This window comes from Streptomyces sp. cf386 (assembly GCF_900103585.1).
In the GTDB taxonomy this organism is placed as follows: Bacteria; Actinomycetota; Actinomycetes; order Streptomycetales; family Streptomycetaceae; genus Streptomyces.
Map to the genome: position 1 here is coordinate 388,004 of NZ_FNHV01000009.1, position 19,518 is coordinate 407,521.

A 19,518-nucleotide genomic window follows, 5' to 3' on the forward strand; every position below is an offset into this window, starting at 1 on the left:
ACACCGATGAGAGATCTGCTGATCCCGTACTACGAGCACCCGTCCGTCCGCCCCGCCGAATGGGACGCGATCATCGCGGCGGCGCCCCGCCTCTGCGGCGTCGTAGTGAACCCGGCCAGCGGCCCCGGCGAAACGCCCGACCAGGCGTTCGCCGAGGTCGCGGCCCGGCTCCGGGAAGCGGACGTGCGGGTGCTCGGCTACGCCGACACCGACTACGGTCGCAGGCCGACCGCCGACGTCGTACGCGACCTCGTGCGGCACCGCGACTGGTACGGCGCGGACGGCGTCTTCCTCGACCAAGTCGCCGCGGGCCGCGAGGAGTTCCCGTACTACCAGCGGCTCGCGACGGCGGCCTGGGGCGCCGGCTACGGCACGCTCACCCTGAACCACGGCACGACACCGCACCCCTCGTACGCCAGGATCGCCGACGTCCTGGTCACCTTCGAGGGCACCTGGGCGACGTACACCCGCCTCGGCCCGCAGCAGTGGCGGGGCGGCGGGGGAGTGCGGCTGTGCCATCTGGTGTACGGCGTCCCGCCCGACGTCGATCTCACGGAGCCGGCGCGCGATCGCGGGGCCACGGTGCACTGCGCGGTGCCGGGGATCGGCGATCACCCGTGGGGGACCTTGCCGCACGCACTGGCGCCGACCGGTTGAGATACGGCCGCGTCAGCCCAGCGACAGCACCACGAGCGCGGTCGTCGCCGCCGTCTCCGCGAGGCCGCCGAAGACGTCGCCCGTGATGCCGCCGAAGCGGCGGGTGCAGTGGCGTAGGAGGAGTTCGGCGGCGGCGAGTGCGGCGAGGACCGCGAGGGCGGTGCGGGCGATGTCGTACGTCCCGAGCAGCGCGCCCGCTGTGGCGGCGACGACGGTCACGGCCAGGGCGACGGCCACCGCGCCCCGTAGCGGGACGACTCCGGCCACCGCGGCGCCCAGCCCCTCCGGCCGCGCGGCGGGCACGCCGGTGCGCGCGGCGAGGGTGAGGGCGAGGCGGGCGGCGACGGCCGAGACGACGGTGGCGAGGGCGCCCCGGGCCCACGAGTCGTCGTAGAGCCGGGCGAGTGCGGCCACCTGCGCGAGCAGCACGAACACGAGCGTGATGACGCCGAACGGCCCGATGTCCGACTGCTTCATGATCCGCAGCGCGTCCTCGGCGGGCTTGCCACTGCCGAGCCCGTCCGCGGTGTCGGCGAGCCCGTCGAGATGCAGCCCCCGGGTCAGTACGGCGGGGACGGCGGCGCCCGCGACGGCGGCGAGGAGGGGACCGGCGCCGAGGAAGAGGAGCAGGAGCGCGACGAGGGCGGCGCCGCAACCGAGGACCACCCCGACCAGTGGCGCGCACAGCATCCCGCCACGCGCCGTCTCCCGGTCCCAGCGGCTCACCTGGACGGGCAGCACGCTCAGGGTGCCGAAGGCGAAGCGGAGGCCGTGGAGCGAGGGCGGGGTCATGGACACGTCCGCAGACTAGCCCGGACGTCGTTCCCGCCGGGCAGGCCGTCCCCGTCCCGGACACACTGAAGCCATGGGTGACTGGTGGCAGCGCAACATCATCGAACCGGGAAAACTCCCGCTGCTCCTGGCCCTGACCGCGTTCGTGGTCACCTTCGCCGTCACCCGCGTCATCACCCGCCTCATCCGCGCGGGCAAGGGCCCCTTCCGCAACATCAAGAGCGGCACCGTCCACATCCACCACGTGGTCCCCGGAGTCGTCCTGACGGTCATCGGCGGTTTCTGCGCGGTCGCCGGAGGCCAACGCGGCTTCGGTTCGGCCATGGCCGCCGTGGTCTTCGGGATCGGCGCCGGTCTGGTCATGGACGAGTTCGCGCTGATCCTGCACCTGGACGACGTCTACTGGACCGAGGACGGCCGCAAGAGCGTCGAGGTGGTCGTGCTCACCGCGGCCCTGGTCGGCCTGCTCCTCCTGGGCTTCGCCCCCTTCGGGGTCAACGACCTGAACGACGACGAGATGCAGAACCGCGGGACGGTGATCAGCACGATCGCCGGGAACTTCCTGCTCGCCCTGATCGCCCTGGCCAAGGGCAAGGCCAGGATCGCGCTCTTCGGGGTGATCGTCCCCTTCATCGCCCTGTTCGGCGCCATCCGCCTGGCCCGTCCCACCTCCCCCTGGGCGAAGCGCTTCTACGGCCGCCGCCCGCGCGCCCGCGCCAAGGCCCAACTGCGCGCCTACCACCACGACCGGCGCTGGGCGGGCCCCAGCCGCAAACTTCAGGACTGGATCGGCGGCGCACCCGACGCGGAGCCGCCCCGGGCCCTGGAACACCGCTGACGCCACGCGCTCCCCGCGCACAGCGCCAGCGCCGCCACGATCGCCGCCAGGTGCTCCTTCCCGGCGAGGTTCTCCTTCAGTGCCACCTCGACCACCATCGCCACGATCACCACCCCGGCCGTGACATACGCGCCGTACCGCCACCCGAGGAACACCGCCAGCCCCACCACGGCCGCCGACGGTCCCGTGTCCACGACCCGCGCGTCCGAGGCGGGCAGCCCGATCGGGTGGTCCGGGCCGAGCGCGATGCCCACGCGCGCGTACAGGCTGCCGGCGAGGGTGGCGACGTACGCGACGACGAGGGTCCGCCACCACCCCAGACACATCTCGGCGATCCCGAACACGATCAGTATCTGCGCGAGCGCACCCCACACCGGCAGGTCGAGGGCGGGCACAAACAGCGACAACGGCGTCCGCAGGAGAGCCGGCCAGAGGGGATCCTCGGCCCGGACACCCCCGAGGTTCTGGACGACCCGATACCCCCAGGACTGGTTCTGCACGACGTGCATGACCCCGGTCAGACACACGGCCCCGAAAGTCATCGGAACGGCCCACCACCGCCGCGCCACCCACGCCCCCCGCACGGCGAGGTACAGCGACCCCCACTCGGCGCGGGCCAAGCGGGCGAGGGTGCTCATAAGGGGATTATCTGCGCGGAGGGGACGGACTGCGCGTCACCTCCGGTCGGTCTCCGATCTACTCGGTCTCCGACTGCTCCACCGGCTCGTCGTCCCCCACCGGCTCGTCGTCCCCCGCCGTCTCCGACTCCTTCGGCTTCTCCGGCAGCTCCGCGGCCAGCGCCGCCGCGGCCTGGACCATCGGCAGGGCCAGCAGGCCGCCGGCCCCCTCGCCGACCTTCACGCCCTGGTCGAGCAGGGGTTCCAGGGCCATGCGGTCCAGTGCCTTCGCCTGCCCCGGCTCCCCGCTGTTGTGCGCGGCCAGCCACCAGTCCGGCGCCCGGAACGCGATCCGCTGGCCCACCAGCGCACAGGCGGCGACCACGACGCCGTCCAGCACGACGGGCATCTTGCGCACCGCGCTCTGCAGCAGGAACCCCGTGATCGCGGCGAGGTCGGCTCCGCCCACCGTCGCGAGCAGCTGCAGCTGGTCCCCGAGCACGGGGCGTGCCCGGCGCAGCGCGTCCCGGATCGCCGCGCACTTGCGCATCCACGCGAGGTCGTCGATGGCCAGCCCGCCCCGCCCGGTGACCACGGAGGCGTCGGTCCCGCACAGCGCCGCGACCAGCACCCCGGCCGCGGTCGTCCCGCCGACGCTCACATCGCCGAGCACCACCAGATCCGTACCGGAGTCGGCCTCCTCGTCGGCCACCGCCACCCCGGCCCGGAAGGCGGCCTCCGCCTCCTCCAGGGTGACCGCGTCCTCGACGTCGATACGACCGCTGCCGCGCCGCACCCGATGCCGTACGACCGCCTCCGGCAGTGACTCGGGGTCGCAGTCCAGCGCCATGTCGACGACCCGCACCGGAACCCCGAGCCGCCGCGCGAGCACGGACACGGGCCGGCCGCCCTCGAGGATCTCCCGCACCAACTCCCCGGCGCCGCCAGCCGGTCGCGCCGAGACACCCAGCTCGGCGACGCCGTGGTCCCCGGCGAACAGGACGACCCGCGGCCGGTCGATCGGCCGCACCGGCACGGCCGACTGCGCCGCCGACAGCCACTCACCCAGTTCGTCGAGGCGGCCCAGCGCCCCGGGCGGCACGATCTGACGCTCACGGCGCGCCTCGGCGTCACGGCGTACCCCACCGTCGGGGCGCTCGATCAGATCAGTGAAGTCGTCGAGATTAAGCGAGCTCATTCGCCGAACAGTACCGGCACCGGTCGAACAGAACGGCGCCACATGGCCCCCAGGGGCTCCGCCACGTCACCGCCACATCCGCGCGACGTCGTTGCACCCAAGATCGCCATCCCATACGTTCCGTTTTGCAGTGGATTGTCGGGGCATGCTCGCAGCACCATTCCGCCGTACGCCCGCCGTACGCCCCCCGCCGTACGCTCTAGCGCCCGGGAGCCGCCATGACCGCGACCGCATCCTCCGAACGACGCCGTGCAGGCTGCGCGTTCACCCTCGCCGCATGCCGGGACCACACCTACGCCCCCCGGTTCCTGAGACTCGTACGGCAGGCCTCGCCCCGGCACCTGAGAGCCGCGGCCCGTGCGGTGCTTCCCTTCGCCGAGCCGGAGAGCTGGCTGGACGTGGGTACGGGGGACGCCCGCTTTCCGGAGGCGGCGAAGGACGTCCTTCCCTACACCGCGTTCGACGGCCTGGACCCGACCCACCGAGTCCTGCACGCGCGCGTGGCCGAGCGGATCGAGGAGGCCCACGTAGGGCAGCTGACGGACCCTCGGATCACGGCGCGTCTGCGCACCCGCTACGACGTCGTCAGCATGCTCCGCCACCTGGAGCACACCCCGGACCCCCGCGCGGAACTCCGTGCCGCCCTCGCGGTCCTGCGCCCGGGCGGCCATCTCGTCCTCGAACTCCCCAACCCGCGCAGCGCGTTCGCCCTGCTGTTCGGCGCGGCGTGGATCCCGCAGAGCCCGCACGGACACCTGCATCTGCTGCCTGTGCGCACGCTCCACGAGGAACTGCGGTCCCTGGGCTGCACGATCGTGGCGACGGACCGCCGCACCTCGCACATCCCGTACGACCTCGGGGCCACGATCGCCCTGGTGCTGAATCTCCTCCTGGGCCCGGTACTGGCAGTGCTGGGCGCGCCCCTGGTGGCCGCCGCCTGGGTGATCGACCTGGTCCTGGCCCCCGTGCTCCGCCGCACCCCCCTGTCGAACGGGTACCGAGTCGTCGCCCGCAAGGAGCCGATCACCCAGAGGGCACCGGCCGCACCGGCAGCACGCACCGCACCGTCAGGACCGACGGCACCCGCATCCCCTCCGGCCTGAAGTCCTAGCCGCGCAGCACCAGCGCCTGCCCCGCCACCACCAGCACGACCTGCTCGCACTCCCCGGCGAACGCCGCGTTCAGCCGCCCCAGCTCGTCCCGGTACCGGCGCCCCGACGCCGTCGCCGGCACGATCCCCGACCCCACCTCGTTGGACACGGCGACCACGGTCCGCCGCGTGGCCCGCACCGCGTCCGTCAACTCCCGCACCCGTTCCCGCAGTGCCCGCTCCCCGCCCTCGGCCCACACGGCGTCGTCCCACGCTCCGACGGAGTCCATGACATCCGTCAGCCACAGGGACAGACAGTCGATCAGCAACGGCGCCCCGTCCTCCGCCAGCAGCGGCACCAGGTCGCAGGTCTCGGCCGTACGCCACGACCCCGGCCGCCGCTCCCGGTGCACGGCGACCCGCTCCGCCCACTCGGTGTCCCCGCCCCGGGTACCGCCGGTCGCCACGTACAGCACGTCCGGAAAGGCCTCCAGCCGCCGCTCCGCCTCCACCGACTTCCCGGACCGGGCACCGCCCACCACCAGGGTCCGCCGCGGCACATCGGGCACGTCCTCGTACGCCCCCACCACCAGCGTCGCCCCGTCCGGCACCGCCCGCGCCCCAGCTGCGGCCAGCCGCCTCCGCAACTCGGCGCCCGGCGGAACGTCATGGTCCAGATGGACGGCGATGACATCCGTCGTCGGCCCGACCGCGCCCACCGCCCGCAGCTTGGCCAGGGCGTCCGGCCGCCCCACGACATCGGCGACGACCATGTCGTACATCCCGACGGCCCCCTCCTCAAGCCCGGCCGGCGCACCCCCCGGCGGCAGATACAGCAGCCGCTGCCCGTCCGGCCCGGTCACCGCGTACCCCGTGCCCGGCGAGTCCATCGCCACCGCCCGCACCCGATGCCCCGTCAGCAGCGCCAACTCCCGCCAGTCCGGCACCCGCCCGGGCTGCGGCAGTCCCGCGGGCACCTCGACGGCGGGCCCGTTGTGCGGATGCGACAGCAACACCTGCCGAACGCCCGCCAGCGAACGCCCCGCCCGAGCCGCCGCGAACGCCGCCCCGGGCGTCAGATCGAGCAACAGCGCCCCGTCCACGAGCAAGGCGGTCGCCGCCCGCGCGTCATCACCGAGCGCGCCCGCACAGGCCGCACACGAACAGTCGGGGCGGGGGAGTCCCGCGGGGGCACCGGTGCCGAGGAGAGTCAGTTCCACGGAGCCGATTTTCGCCTGTCTGCGCAGGTCTCGCGCATCCGACTAGGCTGCGGGCAGGAGCCGGACGTCGATCCGGCTCCTGTTCTGCACGTGCTGACACCTTGGAGGCCTACATGGCGGCATGGACGTGGCGGTTCGAGAAGGCCGACGGGGCTGAGGTCCAGCCCGCGGTGCAGCCCGAGGAGTTCACCACCCAGGGCGACGCCGAGTCCTGGGTCGGGGAGCACTGGAAGGCGCTTCAGGAGGGCGGCGCGGACCAGGTGCGGCTGTTCGAGGACACCACGGAGATCTACGGCCCGATGAGCCTGCACGCCGAGGCGTGAGAGGGGCGGGGGCGAGGGCCGTACTCCCTCGCTCCCGCCGCTGCTCAATGTTGGCTCGCCTGTCGCGCATCGCGCCCGAGGACAGCGACCGCGACGGCCGGCCGCAGGGCACGGGAACGGCGAGCATCCATGCCCCGTACGGACAACCGGCTCAGCCGCGCACTCCGCACAGATGCAGCAGCGCCGCGACGCTCCGATACGGATCCGTCTTCCCGGCCCGTTCCTCGACCGCCACCAACGTCTCCAGGTCCGCCGGGATCTCCGCCTCGTCGGCCGCCGTGTCGGTGAACACCCGCACGCCGTACCAGGCATGCAGCGGCGCCCCGATGCCCGCGAGCGTCGCCGTCAGCTCCGCGAGCCGGTCGGCGCGGACGTCGAGGCCGAGCCGGTTGCGATAGGCGGTCGTGTCGAAGGCGGCCAGCGCCCCGGCCCAGTCCCCGGCCAGCCCCGGCCGCATGGCCAGCGCGTCGCCGTTGCGCACGAGCAGCGACAGCAGCCCGCCCGGGGCGAGCATCCGGGCCAGTCCGGCCAGCAGCGGATCGGGCTCCTCGATGTACATCAGCACGCCGTGGCACAGCACGACGTCGAAGCTGCCCGGCAGAAAGTGGACGCCCGTGTCCCGTCCGTCCCCCTGGACGATACGGACCCGCTCCCGGATCCCCTCGGGCTCGCCGGCCAGCTCCTCGCGGGCCGTCGCGATCATCTTCGGGTCCTGCTCGACACCGGTCACCTGGTGCCCGGCGCGGGCCAGGCGCAGCGCCTGGGTGCCCTGGCCCATCCCCACGTCGAGCACCCGCAGCCGCTGCCCGACCGGAAACCGCCCGGCTATCTGCTCGTCGAGCTGCCGGGCCACCAGCTCCTGTCGTACGACATCTCGCAGCCCGCCCAGCTTGGTCAGCCAGGCGTCGGCCGCACCCCCGGAGAACGCGGCTGTGCTCAGGGTCGCTCTCCGCGCTTGACCTGCGGCTTCGGCAGCCGGAGCCGGCGCATCTGGAGGGAGCGCATCAGCGCGTAGGCGACGGCGCCGCGCTTGTTGTCGTCGGCGAAGCGCTCGGCCAGCCGCTTCTTCAGTCGGACGCCGGTGACGATCGAGTCGAGCACGATCAGCACGATCACGATGAGCCACAGCAGCAGCGCGATGTTCTGCAGCGCCGGGACCTGGACCATGCTCAGCACGAGGATGACCACGGCCATCGGGAGGAAGAACTCCGCGATGTTGAAGCGCGAGTCGATGAAGTCGCGCGCGAACTTGCGGACCGGACCCTTGTCACGGGCCGGCAGATACCGCTCGTCGCCCCCGGCCAGCGCCTGGCGCTGCTTCTCCAGGGCGGCACGGCGGTCCTCGCGCTGGCGCTTGGCGGCCTCCTTGCGCGTCGTCGGCGTGTTGGCGACGCTGCGGCGCTGGGTCTGGGCCTCACTGCGCTTGGGCGTGGGGCGGCCCTTCGGGGCCTCGGGGTGACGGGTCTGAGTGGAGTCGGTCACCGGCGCCTTGTCGGCGGCCTGGGCCTTCTCATCCTTGGCACGGCTACGGAACACAAAACCCAAGGGTACGGGGTGCCAGGGGTTGGACCCCAGCCCGGTGGGGAACGATCCGGCAACACCAGTCGTCGTAGGGGGACAGAGGGGACGTTGCAGACGGTTCGTTCGGCGGCCACGGGGGAGGCACTCGGGCGGCACCGGTTGGACACCCATGAGGCCACCCGGGAGTCACCTACTCCTTACGCCGGAGCGGGAGCGTCAGCAGTCGTCCTTGGGGATGAGCGCATCAGTCCCCGAACAGTGCGGTAATGGATGCAGGGCCCGTACTGTGGGTTCTGTCGCAGGTGCTGGAGTGGAGTCCGTCAGAAGGGGGCGCGCGAAGCCCATGAGCGGTGTCATGAAGCGTATGGGGATGATCTTCCGCGCGAAGGCGAACAAGGCCCTTGACCGGGCCGAGGACCCGCGCGAGACCCTCGATTACTCGTACCAGAAGCAGCTGGAGCTGCTCCAGAAGGTCCGCCGCGGAGTGGCCGACGTGGCCACGTCCCGCAAGCGCCTGGAGCTCCAGCTCAACCAGCTCCAGTCGCAGTCGTCCAAGCTGGAGGACCAGGGCCGCAAGGCGCTCGCGCTGGGCCGTGAGGACCTGGCCCGCGAGGCGCTGTCGCGCCGCGCCGCCCTCCAGCAGCAGGTGACGGACCTGGAGACCCAGCACGCGACGCTGCAGGGCGAGGAGGAGAAGCTCACCCTCGCGGCTCAGCGCCTGCAGGCCAAGGTCGACGCCTTCCGCACCAAGAAGGAGACGATCAAGGCCACGTACACCGCGGCCCAGGCCCAGACCCGGATCGGCGAGGCGTTCTCCGGCATCTCCGAGGAGATGGGCGACGTCGGCCTGGCCATTCAGCGGGCCGAGGACAAGACGGCACAGCTCCAGGCCCGCGCCGGCGCCATCGACGAACTGCTCGCCTCCGGCGCCCTTGACGACCAGTCCGGCATGCACAAGGACGACATCCAGGCCGAGCTGGACCGGCTCTCCGGTGGTACGGATGTAGAGCTGGAACTGCAGCGCATGAAGGCGGAGCTGGCGGGCGGTTCCTCGTCGCAGCAGGCGATCGAGGGCGGCACCGGCCAGGCGCAGTCCCAGCAGCAGCCGCAGGACACCCCGCGCTTCGACAAGCAGTAGCCGACGGCCGGGGCCCACGCCTAGGAGGGCGCGATGGGCGACATGATCGTCCGGATCATGGGCGAGGGGCAGGTGAAGCTGTCCGACAGCCACCTGCCCGAGCTGAACAAGCTCGACGACGAGCTCCTGGCGGAAATGGAGAACGGCGACGGCCCCGGCTTCCGCCGCACCCTGGCAGCCCTCCTCTCCAAGGTCCGCGATCTGGGCGAGCCCCTGCCCGACGACTCCCTGGAACCGTCGGAACTGATCCTGCCGTCGCCGGACGCGACGTTGGAGGATGTTCGGGAGCTGCTGAGCGACGACGGTTTGATCCCGGGGTGAGTACTTCCAGGCGTCGGCCCGCGTATTTCAGCCCGTCCGGCGTTTCACGCAATGCCAGGAACCTCCAGGCAGCCCCCGTTCCAAGCCCCGCAGGGACGCCGTACCGTAATCAAGCGTGAGCATCCTCGAACGGACCCGTCGGCATCTGAAAGCGCATCCCATGGCGCTGGACGCGGCCCTGGCCGTCGGCGTCCTCGCCTGCATGGTGGCCGGATCGTTCGTGGACCCGCACGAGAAGACCGACGTCACCTGGGGCCTGCGCACCCCGGACGCGCTGAGCCTCGTCCTCATCGTCCTCGGCGCCGCGGCCCTCGTCTTCCGCCGCCGGGCCCCGATGACGGTCCTCGCCCTCACCGGCACCGTCTCCCTCGTCGAGTCCGTCACCGGTGACCCCCGCGCCCCCGTCGCCATGTCCGCGGTCATCGCCCTCTACACCGTCGCCTCGACCACCGACCGCCCCACCACCTGGCGCGTCGGCCTGCTCACCATGACCGTCCTGACCGGCTCCGCCATGCTTGCCGGCCCGCTGCCCTGGTACGCCCAGGAGAACCTCGCCATCTTCGCCTGGACCGGTATCGGCGCCACCGCCGGCGACGCCGTCCGCAGCCGCCGCGCCGTCGTCGCCACCATCCGCGAGCGTGCCGAACGGGCCGAGCGCACCCGCGAGGAGGAGGCCCGTCGCCGCGTCGCCGAGGAGCGCCTCCGTATCGCCCGCGACCTGCATGACGTCGTCGCCCACCACATCGCCCTCGTCAACGTCCAGGCCGGTGTCGCCGCCCACGTCATGGACAAGCGCCCCGACCAGGCCAAGGAAGCCCTCGCCCACGTACGCGAAGCCAGCCGCTCCGCGCTCAACGAACTCCGCGCCACCGTCGGCCTGCTCCGCCAGTCCGGCGACCCCGAGGCCCCCACCGAACCCGCCCCCGGCCTCAACCGCCTCGACGAACTCGCCGGCACCTTCCGCAGCGCGGGCCTCCAGGTCGAGGTCGCCCGCGCCGACCAGGGCAGCACCCTCCCCGCCGCCGTCGACCTGGCCGCGTACCGCGTCATCCAGGAGGCCCTCACCAACGTGCAGAAGCACGCAGGACCGGACGCCAAGGCCGAGGTCAGCGTGGTCCGGGTGGGCCCGAACATCGAGATCACCGTCCTGGACGACGGCGCCGGCGAGGACGACACCCCCGACAGCGGCGGCCACGGCCTGCTCGGCATGCGCGAGCGCGTCACCGCCCTGCGCGGCACCCTCACCACCGGCCCCCGCTACGGAGGCGGCTTCCGCGTCCATGCGATCCTGCCGGTCAAGAGCCGTACGCGCGCGGCGGAGGACGCCGTATGACGAAGCCGCGGAACTCGTCGTGACGAAGCCGCGGAGCTCATCATGACGAAGCCGCGGAACTCTCGCGCACCCCGCGGAAGTTGTCGTATTACGAAGCCGAAGCCGAAGCCGAAGCCGAAGCCGAAGCCGAAGCCGCCCACCTCGTGCCCCGCAGAGGACCTGCCATGACCATCCGCGTCCTGCTCGCCGACGACCAGGCCCTCCTCCGCAGCGCCTTCCGGGTGCTCGTCGACTCCGAGCCCGACATGGAGGTCGTCGGCGAGGCGTCGGACGGGGCGGAGGCGGTGCGGCTGGCCAAGGAGGAGCGGGCGGACGTCGTGCTGATGGACATCCGGATGCCCGGCACCGACGGCCTCGCCGCCACCCGCATGATCAGCGCCGACCCGACCCTCGCCCACGTCCGCGTCGTCATCCTGACCACCTTCGAGGTCGACGATTACGTCGTGCAGTCGCTGCGCGCCGGCGCCTCCGGCTTCCTCGGCAAGGGCTCCGAACCCGACGAACTCCTCAGCGCCATCCGCGTCGCGGCCGGCGGGGAGGCCCTGCTCTCCCCGGCCGCCACCAAGGGCCTGATCGCCCGCTTCCTCGCCCAGGGCAACGGCGCGGACGACTACCGCGACCCGGCCCGTGCCGAGCGGCTCGACGCCCTCACCGTCCGCGAGCGCGAGGTCCTGGTCCAGGTCGCCGGCGGGCACTCCAACGACGAGATCGCCGAGCGTCTCGAGGTCAGCCCGCTGACCGTGAAGACGCACGTCAACCGGGCCATGTCCAAGCTCGGCGCCCGCGACCGGGCCCAGCTAGTGGTGATCGCGTACGAGTCCGGGCTGGTACGTCCAAGGGTGGAGTGACCCCGACCCGGGCGTACTGCGCCCGGAGTATGCGCCGCATAAGGAACGGGACCTGCGGCCTACGAAACCGGGCTCCCCGATGGCTCAGTGTGTAGGGGCGGGCGCTCATTTGTTCATGCGCTTCTGTCATGCACAGGCGTCCGCTGCGACTTTTGCCGCTTCTGCCGCTCACAGAAGAGAGACCCTGACACATGTCCTGGCTGTCCCGATTCAGCCTCGCCCAACGTGCCCTGATAGGCCTGATGTCGATCATCGCGATCGCCTTCGGCGCGATCGCGATACCCCAGCTCAAGCAGCAGCTGCTGCCCTCCATCGAACTGCCGATGGTGTCCGTGCTCGCGCCGTACCAGGGCGCGTCGCCGGACGTGGTCGAGAAGCAGGTCGTCGAGCCGATCGAGGACAGCCTCGAAGCCGTCGACGGCATCACCGGCGTCACCTCCACCGCGAGCGAGGGCAACGCCGTGATCATGGCGTCCTTCGACTACGGCCCCGACACCCAGCAGCTCGTCGCCGACGTCCAGCAGGCCGTCAACCGGGCCCGCGTCCAGCTGCCCGACGACGTGGACCCGCAGGTCATCGCCGGTTCCACGGACGACATCCCGACCGTCGTCCTCGCCGTCACCTCCGGCAAGGACCAGCAGGCCCTGGCCGACCGGCTCGACCGGACCGTCGTGCCGGACCTGAAGGACATCGACGGCGTCGGCCAGGTCACCGTCGACGGCGTACGGGACCTCCAGGTCACCGTCACGCCCGACGACGCCAAGCTGGCGAAGGCGGGCCTGACCTCGGCAGCCCTCTCCCAGGCCCTGCAGGCGGGCGGCGCCACCGTCCCGGCGGGCTCCTTCGACGAGGGCGGCGACAACCGCACGGTCCAGGTGGGCGGCGGCTTCACGTCGATCCAGCAGATCAAGGACCTGATGGTCACCGGTGGCGAGGGCGCTTCCGGCTCCGGCTCCGCGAAGCCGGTCCGCCTCGGTGCCGTGGCCACCGTCGAGCAGGAGCAGGCGGCGGCCGACTCCATCACGCGCACCGACGGCAAGCCGTCCCTCGCGGTCGCGGTCACCATGGACCGCGACGGCAGCGCGGTCGCCATCTCGGACGCCGTCGAGGGCAAGCTCGCGGAGATGCGCAAGGACCTCGGCTCGGACGCCACGGTCACCGTGGTCAGCGACCAGGGCCCGGCGGTGAAGAAGTCCATCGACGGTCTGACGACGGAGGGCGCGCTCGGCCTGCTCTTCGCGGTCCTGATCATCCTGGTCTTCCTGGCGTCGATCCGCTCGACGCTGGTGACGGCGGTGAGCATTCCGCTGTCCGTCGTCCTGGCCCTGATCGTCCTGTGGACCAGGGACCTCTCCCTGAACATGCTGACGCTCGGCGCGCTCACCATCGCCATCGGCCGGGTCGTCGACGACTCGATCGTGGTCCTGGAGAACATCAAGCGGCACCTCGGCTACGGCGAGGAGCGCGAGGACGCCATCATCAAGGCGGTCCGTGAGGTCGCCGGAGCGGTCACCTCCTCCACCCTCACCACGGTCGCCGTGTTCCTGCCGATCGGCCTGGTCGGCGGCATGGTGGGCGAGCTGTTCGGCTCGTTCAGCCTGACGGTCACGGCGGCGCTGCTGGCGTCTCTGCTGGTGTCGCTGACGGTCGTACCGGTCCTGTCGTACTGGTTCCTGCGGGCGCCGAAGGGCACGCCCGAGGACGCGGACGAGGCCCGCCGCAAGGCCGAGGAGAAGGAGGCGAAGAGCAGGCTCCAGCGCTTCTACGTCCCCGTCCTGCGGTTCGCGACGCGTCGCCGTCTGACGAGCGTGGCGATCGCGGTCGTGGTGCTGGTCGGCACGTTCGGCATGGCGCCGCTGTTGAAGACGAACTTCTTCGACCAGGGCGAGCAGGAAGTCCTCACCGTCAAGCAGGAGTTGAAGCCCGGCACCAGCCTGGCGGCGACCGACGAGCAGGCGAAGAAGGTCGAGCGGCTGCTCGCCGACACCAAGGGCGTCAAGGACTACCAGGTCACCATCGGCTCGTCCGGCTTCATGGCGGCCTTCGGCGGCGGCACCGACACCAACCAGGCGTCGTACCAGGTGATGCTGGAGGACTCGGCGTCGTACGAGGACGTACAGGACCGTATCGAGAAGGGCCTGGCCGGCCTGGAGGGCGTCGGTACGACGACCATCGCGGCCGGTGACGGCTTCGGCGCCCAGGACCTGAGCGTGGTCGTGAAGGCGGCCGACGGGGAGGTGCTGCGCAAGGCGGCGGAGCAGGTGCGGGAAGCCGTGGCGGGCCTGGACGACGTCACCGACGTCACCAGCGACCTGTCCCAGAGCGTGCCGCGCGTCTCGGTCAAGGCCAACGACAAGGCGGCCGCGGCCGGCTTCAACGACCAGACCCTCGGTCTGGCGGTGGCCCAGGCGGTCCGCGGCAACACCGCGGCCCAGGCGACCCTCGACGACACCGAGCGGGACGTCGTCATCAAGTCGGCCAAGCCGGCGAAGACCCTGAAGCAGCTTCAGAACCTGCGCCTGGGCCCGGTGAAGCTGGGTGACATCGCGGACGTGAAGCTGGTGGACGGCCCCGTCTCGATGACCCGGATCGACGGCCAGCGCGCCGCCACGATCTCGGCGAAGCCGACCGGTGACAACACCGGCGCGGTCAGCGCGGATCTCCAGTCCAAGATCAACGGCCTGACCCTCCCGGCCGGCGCCACGGCCGCGATCGGCGGCGTCTCCGAGGACCAGGACGAGGCGTTCGCCAACCTGGGCCTGGCGATGCTGGCGGCGATCGCGATCGTCTTCATGCTGCTGGTCGCGACCTTCCGCTCCCTGGTCCAGCCCCTGATCCTGCTGGTCTCCATCCCGTTCGCGGCGACGGGCGCGATCGGCCTGTTGATCGCCACGGGCACCCCGATGGGCGTCCCCGCGATGATCGGCATGCTGATGCTGATCGGCATCGTGGTGACGAACGCGATCGTGCTGATCGACTTGATCAACCAGTACCGGAAGCAGGGGTACGGGGTTGTGGAGGCGGTGATCGAGGGTGGCCGTCACCGGCTGCGCCCGATCCTGATGACGGCCCTGGCGACGATCTTCGCGCTGCTTCCGATGGCCCTGGGCGTCACCGGCGAGGGCGGCTTCATCGCCCAGCCGCTGGCGGTGGTGGTGATCGGCGGCCTGATCACGTCGACGATGCTGACGCTGCTGCTCGTTCCTACGCTGTACGCGATGGTGGAGCTTCGTAAGGAGCGGCGGGCTGAGAAGAGGGCGGCTAAGCGGGCGAAGAAGGCGGGCCTTCCGGGTGAGTCTTCTGAGCCGACGTCGGCTTCGGATGAGCCGGAGACTGCGGGGGTCTGACCTTCGGCCTTGCTCAGAACAACAGCCCGTCCCAGGAGAAGACCTGGGACGGGCTGGTTCGTTACTTGGCTCAGTCCTTGAGGGCCGCGACGAAAGCGGTCCAGGAGGCAGCCGTGACGACAAGGGCGGGGCCGTTGGGGGTCTTGCTGTCGCGCACGGGGACCACGGCGGCGAAGTCCTCGGTGACTTCGACGCAATTGCCCCCGTTGGCGTTGCTGTAGCTGCTCCGGCGCCACCGGGCAGAGTTCAGCTCGAGGGTGTGCTGCATGGCTTGTAGTCCTTCATCGCGTCTCGGATCAGCTCCGCCGAGGCTGCCGGTGGGAGGGCGTTGGCGCGGAGGATCTCGTATCGCCGTCGCCACTTCTTCGCCAAGTCCCGGTCCTCGTAGAGGTGACCGACCTCGATGCCCTCTTCGTAGGCCACGGTAGAGCCGTTGGGAAGGGTCAGCAGGGTCAGCGCGCCGCCCATCAAGTAATGCGCACCGGCGTTGAAGGGCAACACCTGGACCTTGCTGTCTGGAGTATCCACCTGTTCGAGCAGCCGGGCCAGTTGTTTGTACGTGCATTCCCGGCTGCCCATCTGCCGCCGGAGCACGGACTCGTCAATGATCGCCCAGTACAGGGGCGGCTCGGTCGAGCGCAGCCGATCTTGCCGGGAAATGCGGGCGTTGACGAGTTCCTCCACCTTCTCCCGGGGGAGTTCTTCCTGGAGGCCGAGCTGCGCGCTGGCGTACTCCTTGGTCTGCAACAGCCCTGGGATGACCTGCGGTTCGTAGTTCTCGATGACTTCCGCCCGCGACTCGAAGCCCATGAACCTCTGATACTGGTCGGGATGCGCCTCCCGCTTGGCCAGCTCGTACAGCCCATGGAAGTGCTCGTCCGTCCCGAACGCGGCGTCCAGTCGGCCCGGCAGGTCCGGCGGCGGCATCAGCTCCGCCGTCTCGATGCGCGCGAGTGTGCTCTTGCTGGAGTTCACGATGCCCGCGAGCTGCACCAGCGAGAGCCTCGCGCCCTCGCGGTGGCGGCGCTGCTCGGCGCCGAAGTAGTGACGGGCGGACAGGTACGGGGTCAGGGCCTGCGGCTTGAACGTCATCGGTCTCGCCTTTCTGTCGTCGGTTGCCGTCGTCCCCATCCCAAGGTCGGGACGGGGCAGTCCTGTTGAGCGACCTACCGGAGCGCAACGATGGAAGCACACAAGGTAACCATCGGTGTTCAAGCCCGCTACAGGGACTGGTTCGAAGGGAGCGACAGAAGATGATGCGCGATGGAATGGGCACCCCATTGCGACTACTGCCCTGGACCACACCGGACGGCCGCCCGTGCTATCTCAGCGCGGACCACGCCGAGAGCCGTCTGTCCCGTATGGCGGACGAGTTGGAGGCGGAACTCCTCGGCTCGGCCGAGTACGTCCTGGACGCGGCCAAGTCACTGCTCGACGAACCGAGCGCGGGGAGGCGGGAGTTGCGCTTCGCGGGCGTACGGCTGGCCGAAGCGCTGGGGGATGCGTTGCGGATCGCGGAGAGCAGGGGCGCGCGATTGCGGGAGCCATGAGAATGATGACGTGAGGACTGAAGAGGGCACCCCAGTTATCGAACGGCTTCTGCTCGTCGAGAGTCGTGCCGACGAGAGTGCTCTCGCTGCTTTTGGGCAAGGGCTTCCCGCATGCTCCGCGAACGAGGAAGCCCTCTTCCTGTCCTACAACTATGCAGACGTGGCGGTGGGTAGAAGCTTCGATTGCTGCTTCCGTCGCTCTGATAAGAGCGATGTCGCCTGGGTGACGACGACCGTCGTGGCGGTCACCCAGCAGTTTGGAGTCGTGTGGGACGTGATCCCTCACGGTTGGAAGACGTTGGCAGTGTTGAGGTTCGAGCCTGAGATCCCCGCGCTGATCCGTGACCTTCCGGAGGCTGCTCGATGGTTCGACCAGCGTATCTCCGTCTACGTCTCGGACAGCGACGCTTGGCAAGCGCGAGCCACGATTGGGCAGCGCAACATCAGTTGACAACTGGAAGGAGGGTGGTGTCGGTGCACACCGTGCCCTGGGTGCACGTCGTTCCGGGAGCAGGGCGCCGTGCCTGTCGATCTACTGCTTCCCATGACTGGTAGGGCGTACGTAGCGCGTCTCAACGGCCGGCAGATGCACGACACGGACGCCGTCTTCCAGCAGTTCTACGACGGGCTGAACCTGCCCAATTACTTCGGGTGGAACTGGGACGCCCTCTCCGACTGTCTGCGCGATCTGAAGTGGCTGCCCGTGGACCATTACATTCTGATCGTCGAGGCCGCGGATGAGGCACTGCCGGGCGATGCCGCTGGGCGCCAAATGCTCTTCAGGACCCTTCTGCGGGCAGGACAGCGATGGTCCGGCACACAGCAGCCCGTGGGCATCGACTTCGGCAGGCTCGTGGTTGTCATGTCCTGCGACGCAACATCTGTCCCGGACCTTCAGGAACAGCTGCGATCGTGCTGGGAAGACACGGTCCCGTCATAGAAGGGCTGCATCTCGCGGACCAGAAGATCATGCCCGCGACGTGGAGTCCGGTCAGTGGGAGTGTGCGGCTGGGGGATGCGTTGCGGATCGCGGAGAGCAGGGGCGCGCGATTTCCGGGGGAGTCGCCGTACGGCACCACCGGCCTTACCGGAAGGGGATGTTGAGCCAGGGGCTGCCGGGGTCGGACATGAGGATTCGACGGACGGCGACCATGTCCTGGTACCAGCTGCCGAACTTGTCGTTGTCGAAGTGCAGGCAGCGGCCGAGGATGAAGCCGGCGGAGAAGTCCTGCCAGTGCTCAGGCCCCAGCGCGCCATGCAGGAGGCTCGGCCGAGGTCCCAGGCGTCGGCGGAGGTGAGGTACTCGCCCTCGCTGAGGATGCCGTGGCGCGCATGCGGGCCTCGTAGCGGGCGATGAGACGCTGGACGCCCTTAATGTGCCACTCGGTTTCAGCTGGGGACGGAGGCGGCGGTCCTGGTGACGCCGTCAGAGGTGATCACGGTCTCGCCTTCCGCCCGCCGGCGCAGGACGCGTGCGGCGGCCTCGCGCCAATAGCCGGTCTCGACGTAGCCGCCGAAGTCGCGGGCGATGGCGCGGCGCACCCCGAGGGCGAACTCCCAGACCGGGTTGGCGCCGTCGGTGGCCAGCAGGGCGGCTGCTGCGCCTGCCACTCCTGGTGGCTTGTGATGCCCCACGATCTGCGCAGCATCTGACGCTCGGCGGGATAGCCCTGGCCGTGGTAGGCCATGGCATTCCAGGGAAGGTCCTGGTGGACGATGAGGTGGGCGCCGCAGGCCAGCCCGTGGGCCACTGGGCCGTGCAGTGGCCGCCCACCACCCGCAGGATCCGCAGCGTTGGCTGGGCCGAGGGGCCGCCAGTTCGCTCGGTGTACTGGGCCCAGGCGGCGGAGTGGGGCGGCGCGGAGGGCAGGAACGCCTCGCACGGGCTGCAGGGATTGACGACGATCATCGGCGGATCGGCGGGTTGCCAGACCTCAGCGAACCAAGCGAGGACATCCCAGTCGAACACGCGATGCGGCTCGGGTACCGGAAGCATGCCCTCGGTGTATATCGCCCATCTCCTCCCACCGGCCACACGCGGGTCGACGTCGAGGATGGGACAGATGTCACCCCGCTTGCCGTCGACCTTGACCCGGTCTATCGCGAAGTACAGCCGATTGCGCGCGAGCGCGTCGAAGTACGCCGCCCAGTCCTCACGCGACTTGGCCTCGAACAACGCCTACTCGACTTCCGTCGGAGGGGTCCAGGCAGGCGGGGTGGTACGGCCGAAGCTTGCGGGCGGCGGACCGAACGACATAGTTCACCCATCGATCTTTCACGCGTAGAAACGCGTTAGCGGTACCAGTCTTCACCGTCACTCCCCAGGGCACTGCGCAGGAAGTGCTCAAAGGAGGGTGAGATCCAGTTCCGGCTGTCTGTTTCGTGATCCCAGACGAACACGTCATCCCGTTCCGGAATTCGGATAAAGGCGAACTGATCCCCGCCTCCGTTATCACCGAAGAAGAGGAGCGGGTCGAAGGGCATGTAGAGGGACTGGAACTCCTCATTGTTGCGGAGCGAGGTGTTCTCGGTCAGGATTTTCTCGGCTGACCAGACGACTTCCGTTCCGTAAGCGGCATTGACTCCGTCGGTCTCGGCGAGGAGCGATCGGAGTGGCGATGGAATTGCCTGCCCAAGTCTTTCTTCGATGAGTGAAAGGGTTTCTTCGGGCGCCGGAGGGCGTAGCTCTACGCTCGAGAATCCAAGGGCAAGTTCACGCCACATG

23 protein-coding genes are annotated in these 19,518 nt (G+C 70.3%); 12 read left to right on the forward strand and 11 right to left on the reverse strand.

Annotated features, from left to right (window positions below):
* The first annotated feature begins 6 nt into the window (after positions 1-6).
* Positions 7-657, forward strand: coding sequence for a spherulation-specific family 4 protein (locus BLU79_RS24885; protein WP_093908087.1), 651 nt, complete (start codon positions 7-9; stop codon positions 655-657).
* Between the two features lie 12 nt (positions 658-669).
* On the opposite strand, the gene BLU79_RS24890 is transcribed toward BLU79_RS24885, so the two are convergent.
* Entirely contained in the window at positions 670-1,449 is a 780-nt protein-coding gene (locus tag BLU79_RS24890; RefSeq protein WP_093908088.1) for an adenosylcobinamide-GDP ribazoletransferase, read from the reverse strand.
* Positions 1,450-1,522: 73 nt separating this feature from the next.
* Here BLU79_RS24890 and BLU79_RS24895 point away from each other — a divergent pair, with 73 nt between their 5' ends.
* Positions 1,523-2,287, forward strand: coding sequence for a hypothetical protein (locus tag BLU79_RS24895; protein WP_093908089.1), 765 nt, complete (start codon positions 1,523-1,525; stop codon positions 2,285-2,287).
* On the opposite strand, the gene BLU79_RS48350 is transcribed toward BLU79_RS24895, so the two are convergent.
* Both BLU79_RS48350 and cobT read right to left on the reverse strand, forming a co-directional pair.
* Positions 2,227-2,925 carry a hypothetical protein gene (locus BLU79_RS48350; protein ID WP_177001163.1) on the reverse strand — a complete coding sequence of 233 codons (699 nt, stop codon included), beginning with the start codon at positions 2,923-2,925 and terminating at the stop codon, positions 2,227-2,229. The two genes, BLU79_RS24895 and BLU79_RS48350, sit on opposite strands and share 61 nt — an antisense overlap.
* A 58-nt stretch (positions 2,926-2,983) precedes the next feature.
* Entirely contained in the window at positions 2,984-4,102 is a 1,119-nt protein-coding gene (gene cobT / locus BLU79_RS24905) for a nicotinate-nucleotide--dimethylbenzimidazole phosphoribosyltransferase (RefSeq protein ID WP_093908090.1), read from the reverse strand.
* Positions 4,103-4,320: 218 nt separating this feature from the next.
* Here cobT and BLU79_RS24910 point away from each other — a divergent pair, with 218 nt between their 5' ends.
* On the forward strand, positions 4,321-5,205 hold the full coding sequence (locus BLU79_RS24910; protein ID WP_093908091.1) for a class I SAM-dependent methyltransferase: 885 nt from the start codon (positions 4,321-4,323) through the stop codon (positions 5,203-5,205).
* A 4-nt stretch (positions 5,206-5,209) separates the two neighbouring features.
* Here the strand turns inward: BLU79_RS24910 and BLU79_RS24915 are convergent, their stop codons facing one another.
* Positions 5,210-6,412 (reverse strand): bifunctional adenosylcobinamide kinase/adenosylcobinamide-phosphate guanylyltransferase, encoded by a 1,203-nt coding sequence (locus BLU79_RS24915; RefSeq protein WP_177001164.1) that lies wholly within the window; start codon positions 6,410-6,412, stop codon positions 5,210-5,212.
* Positions 6,413-6,525: 113 nt separating this feature from the next.
* On the opposite strand from BLU79_RS24915, the gene BLU79_RS24920 reads away from it, so the two are divergent.
* Positions 6,526-6,735, forward strand: a complete 210-nt coding sequence (locus BLU79_RS24920; protein WP_093908092.1) for a hypothetical protein — start codon at positions 6,526-6,528, stop codon at positions 6,733-6,735.
* Between the two features lie 151 nt (positions 6,736-6,886).
* Here the strand turns inward: BLU79_RS24920 and BLU79_RS24925 are convergent, their stop codons facing one another.
* Positions 6,887-7,588 carry a class I SAM-dependent methyltransferase gene (locus BLU79_RS24925; protein WP_093908093.1) on the reverse strand — a complete coding sequence of 234 codons (702 nt, stop codon included), beginning with the start codon at positions 7,586-7,588 and terminating at the stop codon, positions 6,887-6,889.
* 83 nt (positions 7,589-7,671) lie between these two features.
* Entirely contained in the window at positions 7,672-8,271 is a 600-nt protein-coding gene (locus BLU79_RS24930; RefSeq protein ID WP_371131932.1) for a DUF3043 domain-containing protein, read from the reverse strand.
* A gap of 355 nt (positions 8,272-8,626) precedes the next feature.
* Between BLU79_RS24930 and BLU79_RS24935 the strand changes: the two genes are divergently transcribed.
* From BLU79_RS24935 to BLU79_RS24955, 5 genes are all read left to right on the forward strand, one after another.
* A complete protein-coding gene (locus BLU79_RS24935) occupies positions 8,627-9,394 on the forward strand; it encodes a PspA/IM30 family protein (RefSeq protein WP_256333455.1) in 768 nt (255 codons plus the stop codon).
* Between the two features lie 42 nt (positions 9,395-9,436).
* Positions 9,437-9,715, forward strand: a complete 279-nt coding sequence (locus tag BLU79_RS24940; RefSeq protein WP_093908150.1) for a PspA-associated protein PspAA — start codon at positions 9,437-9,439, stop codon at positions 9,713-9,715.
* A gap of 115 nt (positions 9,716-9,830) precedes the next feature.
* Positions 9,831-11,048, forward strand: a complete 1,218-nt coding sequence (locus BLU79_RS24945; RefSeq protein WP_093908095.1) for a sensor histidine kinase — start codon at positions 9,831-9,833, stop codon at positions 11,046-11,048.
* A gap of 164 nt (positions 11,049-11,212) precedes the next feature.
* The gene (locus tag BLU79_RS24950; RefSeq protein WP_093908096.1) at positions 11,213-11,896 is read left to right on the forward strand and encodes a response regulator; all 684 of its coding nucleotides are present in this window, start codon (positions 11,213-11,215) and stop codon (positions 11,894-11,896) included.
* Between the two features lie 191 nt (positions 11,897-12,087).
* Complete coding sequence (locus BLU79_RS24955; protein ID WP_093908097.1) at positions 12,088-15,243, forward strand: efflux RND transporter permease subunit; 3,156 nt, start codon at positions 12,088-12,090, stop codon at positions 15,241-15,243.
* Between the two features lie 70 nt (positions 15,244-15,313).
* Here the strand turns inward: BLU79_RS24955 and BLU79_RS24960 are convergent, their stop codons facing one another.
* Together BLU79_RS24960 and BLU79_RS24965 are read right to left on the reverse strand one after the other, a co-directional pair.
* Complete coding sequence (locus tag BLU79_RS24960) at positions 15,314-15,511, reverse strand: DUF397 domain-containing protein (protein ID WP_093908098.1); 198 nt, start codon at positions 15,509-15,511, stop codon at positions 15,314-15,316.
* Entirely contained in the window at positions 15,490-16,335 is an 846-nt protein-coding gene (locus BLU79_RS24965) for a helix-turn-helix domain-containing protein (protein WP_093908099.1), read from the reverse strand. Before BLU79_RS24965 ends, BLU79_RS24960 begins: the two co-directional genes overlap by 22 nt.
* Positions 16,336-16,496: 161 nt before the next feature.
* Here BLU79_RS24965 and BLU79_RS24970 point away from each other — a divergent pair, with 161 nt between their 5' ends.
* From BLU79_RS24970 to BLU79_RS24980, 3 genes are all read left to right on the forward strand, one after another.
* Entirely contained in the window at positions 16,497-16,793 is a 297-nt protein-coding gene (locus BLU79_RS24970) for a hypothetical protein (RefSeq protein ID WP_093908100.1), read from the forward strand.
* A gap of 10 nt (positions 16,794-16,803) precedes the next feature.
* A complete protein-coding gene (locus BLU79_RS24975; protein ID WP_093908101.1) occupies positions 16,804-17,244 on the forward strand; it encodes a hypothetical protein in 441 nt (146 codons plus the stop codon).
* 135 nt (positions 17,245-17,379) lie between these two features.
* Positions 17,380-17,733 carry a barstar family protein gene (locus BLU79_RS24980; RefSeq protein ID WP_371131933.1) on the forward strand — a complete coding sequence of 118 codons (354 nt, stop codon included), beginning with the start codon at positions 17,380-17,382 and terminating at the stop codon, positions 17,731-17,733.
* A gap of 144 nt (positions 17,734-17,877) precedes the next feature.
* Here BLU79_RS24980 and BLU79_RS50060 read toward each other — a convergent pair whose 3' ends face one another.
* The 3 genes from BLU79_RS50060 to BLU79_RS24990 form a co-directional block, all read right to left on the reverse strand.
* The gene (locus BLU79_RS50060) at positions 17,878-18,186 is read right to left on the reverse strand and encodes a DUF1266 domain-containing protein (protein WP_371131936.1); all 309 of its coding nucleotides are present in this window, start codon (positions 18,184-18,186) and stop codon (positions 17,878-17,880) included.
* Positions 18,183-18,404 (reverse strand): hypothetical protein, encoded by a 222-nt coding sequence (locus tag BLU79_RS49220; RefSeq protein ID WP_256333449.1) that lies wholly within the window; start codon positions 18,402-18,404, stop codon positions 18,183-18,185. The genes BLU79_RS50060 and BLU79_RS49220 overlap by 4 nt, the downstream gene beginning before the upstream one ends.
* Positions 18,405-19,085: 681 nt before the next feature.
* Positions 19,086-19,517 carry an SMI1/KNR4 family protein gene (locus tag BLU79_RS24990; protein WP_093908103.1) on the reverse strand — a complete coding sequence of 144 codons (432 nt, stop codon included), beginning with the start codon at positions 19,515-19,517 and terminating at the stop codon, positions 19,086-19,088.
* Position 19,518: the final 1 nt, after the last annotated feature.

Bases quoted from the DNA above. Each gene is read 5' to 3' on its own strand.
- BLU79_RS24910 (WP_093908091.1), top strand. From the start codon at position 4,321: ATGACCGCGACCGCATCCTCCGAACGACGCCGTGCAGGCTGCGCGTTC.
- BLU79_RS24890 (WP_093908088.1), bottom strand. From the start codon at position 1,449: ATGACCCCGCCCTCGCTCCACGGCCTCCGCTTCGCCTTCGGCACCCTG.
- BLU79_RS24955 (WP_093908097.1), top strand. From the start codon at position 12,088: ATGTCCTGGCTGTCCCGATTCAGCCTCGCCCAACGTGCCCTGATAGGC.
- BLU79_RS24935 (WP_256333455.1), top strand. From the start codon at position 8,627: ATGATCTTCCGCGCGAAGGCGAACAAGGCCCTTGACCGGGCCGAGGAC.
- BLU79_RS24980 (WP_371131933.1), top strand. From the start codon at position 17,380: ATGCACGACACGGACGCCGTCTTCCAGCAGTTCTACGACGGGCTGAAC.
- BLU79_RS24950 (WP_093908096.1), top strand. From the start codon at position 11,213: ATGACCATCCGCGTCCTGCTCGCCGACGACCAGGCCCTCCTCCGCAGC.
- BLU79_RS24920 (WP_093908092.1), top strand. From the start codon at position 6,526: ATGGCGGCATGGACGTGGCGGTTCGAGAAGGCCGACGGGGCTGAGGTC.
- BLU79_RS24970 (WP_093908100.1), top strand. From the start codon at position 16,497: ATGATGCGCGATGGAATGGGCACCCCATTGCGACTACTGCCCTGGACC.
- BLU79_RS24960 (WP_093908098.1), bottom strand. From the start codon at position 15,511: ATGCAGCACACCCTCGAGCTGAACTCTGCCCGGTGGCGCCGGAGCAGC.
- BLU79_RS24895 (WP_093908089.1), top strand. From the start codon at position 1,523: ATGGGTGACTGGTGGCAGCGCAACATCATCGAACCGGGAAAACTCCCG.
- BLU79_RS24990 (WP_093908103.1), bottom strand. From the start codon at position 19,517: ATGTGGCGTGAACTTGCCCTTGGATTCTCGAGCGTAGAGCTACGCCCT.
- BLU79_RS48350 (WP_177001163.1), bottom strand. From the start codon at position 2,925: ATGAGCACCCTCGCCCGCTTGGCCCGCGCCGAGTGGGGGTCGCTGTAC.
- BLU79_RS24885 (WP_093908087.1), top strand. From the start codon at position 7: ATGAGAGATCTGCTGATCCCGTACTACGAGCACCCGTCCGTCCGCCCC.
- cobT (WP_093908090.1), bottom strand. From the start codon at position 4,102: ATGAGCTCGCTTAATCTCGACGACTTCACTGATCTGATCGAGCGCCCC.
- BLU79_RS24940 (WP_093908150.1), top strand. From the start codon at position 9,437: ATGATCGTCCGGATCATGGGCGAGGGGCAGGTGAAGCTGTCCGACAGC.
- BLU79_RS24965 (WP_093908099.1), bottom strand. From the start codon at position 16,335: ATGACGTTCAAGCCGCAGGCCCTGACCCCGTACCTGTCCGCCCGTCAC.